Genomic DNA, 544 nt, shown 5'->3' with positions numbered 1-544 from the left:
CTACGAATGGGCCCGCGCGCTCGGCGCGCGGAACGCGGCGCCCTCCGGGGGCGTGCCCCCACAACCGGGCGCACGACGGGCGCACGAGGCACCCGCCAGCGCCACCCGGCAGCCGCCCGGCACGCCCTCCGAGGCGCACCCGCGAGCCCCGCGAACGGTGGCGTCCGACGCCTACGGCCTCCCGGGCCCTGGCGACCCGCCCTGCGACGCCGCAACGCTCGCCGAGGCCGCCGCGCTGGGCCCGGACACCTATCCGACCCGCGCGCTGTACGGCAGCTACCTCGCCTGGGCCTTCGGGCGCATCGTCGCCGGCGCCCCGGCGAGGGTCACCGTCCGCGTGCACGCCGGGCGGGCCGTGGCGTTGGACGACGGGGCGGCGGGCACCCAGACCGTGACGCTGGAGGACGGCGGCCGGCTCGAAGGGTTGGACGCGGTCGTGCTGGCCCAGGGCCACCTCCCCGTCGAGCCGTCGCCGGCGCAGGCGCGGCTGGCCGACTTCGCCGCCGGGCACGGCCTGGTGTACGTACCGCCGGCCAACCCGGCC

At 79.8% G+C, this 544-nt stretch carries 1 protein-coding gene; it reads left to right on the top strand.

All coding sequences use genetic code 11. The features are described from left to right. Positions 1 to 157 precede the first annotated feature (157 nt). On the top strand, positions 158 to 544 hold a 387-nt coding region (locus tag KUM32_RS44345; protein WP_308408821.1), incomplete at its 3' end, for an FAD/NAD(P)-binding protein.

It is taken from the genome of Streptomyces sp. AC627_RSS907 (genome assembly GCF_019049165.1).
The sequence above is the reverse complement of the archived record's forward strand: the minus strand, read 5'-3'. Positions and strand labels throughout refer to the sequence as shown.